The organism is Mesorhizobium sp. M7A.F.Ca.CA.002.09.1.1 (assembly GCF_003998555.1).
GTDB classification, from domain to species: Bacteria; Pseudomonadota; Alphaproteobacteria; order Rhizobiales; family Rhizobiaceae; genus Mesorhizobium; species Mesorhizobium ciceri.
Map to the genome: position 1 here is coordinate 1 of NZ_RZRR01000838.1, position 2,466 is coordinate 2,466.

Here is a 2,466-nt window from a genome sequence, read left to right on the forward strand (position 1 = left end):
CTAGCAGAGGGCGCGCGCGTCGGCGCCTTCATTTCTGGCGCCATTGGCGCCGGCCGCCCACCCCTTCAGGCAGCGCGGGGCGAAACGATCTTCTGCGCCGGCTTTTTCTTCTTGGCGGTATGGAGAAGGGCGGCGACGATCGCGGCCGGGCCGATTGCGCGATAGTGGTTGGCCAGCGCCGGCTGCTTGGCGCGGTTGGCTTCCTGCTTGGTTCGGGGCATGTCTCTCTTCCCTGGTAACATTTTCGTGTCTGCGTTTGATGGCCGATTCTGACCAAATCGTGACGCCTGCTGATCTAGCCGGCGAATGTTTCATGACTGTGCCGACATGTTTAATAAAATGTTTCAGTGCATCATTACCTGTGACCCAGCGACGGTTTTGCCGAAACTTGCGACTTGACGGCAACACAAGCCAAGGCGATAAAGCCGCCCATGAAAACGTCTTTCGCCATTTGTGGCATTTGCATTATTGGCTAGCCTCGCGCTGGTCCGGACGTTTTCGCCTCATCTCTCCCCAGATTGGACAAACGCCCCGGCCAGCAGGCTGGAGCCTGATTTGCGTTCGCGCAGGGCTGGCTTCGTCGAATTGAGTTCTGAACCGGGAAGGCACGAATGTCCGACGCATCGCAGGGCCTGCGCCTCTACAACACGCTGACGCGGACGAAAGAGGATTTCGTCCCGATCGATCCGCTGAACGTGCGCATGTATGTCTGCGGCCCGACCGTCTACGACTTTGCTCATATCGGCAATGCCAGGCCGGTGATCGTCTTCGACGTGCTGTTCCGCTTGCTGCGCCATCTCTATGGGCAGACGCACGTCACCTATGTGCGCAACATCACCGACGTAGACGACAAGATCAATGCGCGCGCTTTGCGCGATTTCGGCGGCGAGATCGCTTCCGGCACGCTGTCGTTGAATGAGGCGATCAGGCGGGTCACCGAAAAGACCGCCGACCAGTTCCACAGCGACGTGGCGGTTCTCGGCTGCCTGGAGCCGACGGTCGAGCCGCGCGCCACCGAATTCGTCGAGCCCCGTGCCGACGGCAAGGTTGACATGATCACCTTGATTCAAAGCCTGATCGAACGCGGCCATGCCTATGTTGCTGCGGGCGAAGTCCTGTTCGACACGGCGTCGATGCCCGACTACGGCCAGCTGTCGAAGCGCAATCTCGACGAGCAGCAGGCCGGTGCTCGCGTCGCCGTCGACGCGCATAAGAAAAATCCCGGCGATTTTGTCCTCTGGAAGTTGTCGTCACCGGAGGAGCCGGGCTGGAATTCGCCATGGGGCAGGGGTCGGCCGGGCTGGCACATCGAGTGCTCGGCGATGTCGGCCGCCTATCTCGGCGAGGTCTTCGACATCCATGGCGGCGGCCTCGACCTGATCTTCCCGCACCATGAAAACGAGATCGCCCAGTCGCGTTGCGCCCATGGCACCGAAATGATGGCCAACATCTGGATGCACAACGGCTTCCTGCAGGTCGAAGGGCAGAAAATGTCGAAGAGCCTCGGCAACTTCTACTCGATCAACGAACTCCTGGAGACCGAGACCTTCGGCGGCCGCAAATGGCCGGGCGAGGTGCTGCGGCTGGCGATGCTGATGACGCATTATCGCGAGCCGATCGACTTTTCCGTGCGCAAGCTGGAAGAGGCCGAGAACACCCTGCGAAAATGGAAGCGGGGGGCCGACCTCGCGCCGACGGCGGCGGGACAGGTGCCCGTGGAGATCATTGACGCCTTGTCGGACGATCTCGCCACCTATGCCGCCTTCCAGGTCCTGACCCAGTTGGCCGGCGAGGCAATGGACGGCAACGATGCCGCTGCATCGCTGAAGGCGTCGCTGCTGTTCCTCGGCTTCGACGTCGCGTCGGCGAAGGTTGATGAAGGCCACGTCGGCAAGGCCATCGCCAAGCGTCTCGCGTTCATCGCCGCCAAGAGCTGGGCCGAAGCCGACCGCATCCGCGACGACCTGCTGGCCCAGGGGATACAGTTGAAGGACGGCAAGGATCCGGTCACAGGCGAACGCATCACCACCTGGGAGGTAAAAAGATGATCGATCATCTCGGCATCAACGTTGCCGATTTCGACGCTTCGAAGGCTTTCTATGACAAGGCGATGGCGCCGCTTGGTGCCGCGCTGTTGTATATGGTGCCGCTGGAGTACACCGGCGGTAAAAAGGTCGGTGGCTACGGTCGCGATCGGCCGGTATTCTGGCTGCAGGAAGGCAAGGATGGTCAGAAGGCCCATCAGCACGTCGCCTTCACCGCGCGCAGCCGCGCCGAGGTCGAAGCCTTCTATGCTGCGGCGCTTGCCGCCGGCGGCAAGGACAATGGCGGGCCGGGCCTGCGCCCGCACTATCACCCGGACTACTATGGCGCCTTCGTCCTCGATCCCGACGGCAACAACGTCGAGGCCGTCTGCCATGCGCCGGAGTGATCAGCGATGAGCCTCGACAACCGACCGATCTATAC

At 61.7% G+C, this 2,466-nt stretch carries 3 protein-coding genes; 2 read left to right on the forward strand and 1 reads right to left on the reverse strand.

Going from position 1 to position 2,466, the window contains the following annotated elements; translation table 11 throughout:
* Nucleotides 1–65 precede the first annotated feature (65 nt).
* Complete coding sequence (locus EN994_RS27060) at nt 66–221, reverse strand: hypothetical protein (RefSeq protein WP_013532562.1); 156 nt, start codon at nt 219–221, stop codon at nt 66–68.
* A 390-nt stretch (nt 222–611) separates the two neighbouring features.
* Here EN994_RS27060 and cysS point away from each other — a divergent pair, with 390 nt between their 5' ends.
* Together cysS and EN994_RS27070 are read left to right on the forward strand one after the other, a co-directional pair.
* Nucleotides 612–2,048 carry a cysteine--tRNA ligase gene (gene cysS, locus EN994_RS27065; protein ID WP_013532561.1) on the forward strand — a complete coding sequence of 479 codons (1,437 nt, stop codon included), beginning with the start codon at nt 612–614 and terminating at the stop codon, nt 2,046–2,048.
* The gene (locus EN994_RS27070; RefSeq protein WP_013532560.1) at nt 2,045–2,431 is read left to right on the forward strand and encodes a VOC family protein; all 387 of its coding nucleotides are present in this window, start codon (nt 2,045–2,047) and stop codon (nt 2,429–2,431) included. Before cysS ends, EN994_RS27070 begins: the two co-directional genes overlap by 4 nt.
* Nucleotides 2,432–2,466 lie beyond the last annotated feature (35 nt).